The 253-nt window shown below is 39.1% G+C and carries 1 pseudogene; it reads left to right on the forward strand.

The features are described 5' to 3' along the window. Positions 1–118: pseudogene (locus tag KVT34_RS33120) on the forward strand (DUF3935 domain-containing protein); the annotation flags it as partial. Positions 119–253: the final 135 nt, after the last annotated feature.

Below are 253 nucleotides of genomic sequence, written 5' to 3' on the forward strand. Positions count from 1 at the left end.
TCCATTTTTAATTGTTTTTCTTATTACGTTACTTTCTTTATATTTCTTTGTGATAAAGCTTGGTAAACCTAAAAAAGAGAAGTTACCTGCATTAGAGGAAAAAAAGGAAGAATTATAAAAAAAAATCCCCCGCTTTTTAGCGGGGGATTTTATGTCTGGGTGATGAAAGCGGCAAGAATGGTCGTGGCTTCGCGTTTTCCTGCGAGCCGCTGCCGCTTTTAGGTTGATATCTAGTTCCAGTGGCCAGCTCTTC

Origin of the sequence: Paenibacillus sp. GbtcB18, assembly GCF_019091125.1 — a bacterium.
GTDB classification, from domain to species: Bacteria; Bacillota; Bacilli; order Paenibacillales; family NBRC-103111; genus Paenibacillus_F; species Paenibacillus_F chitinolyticus.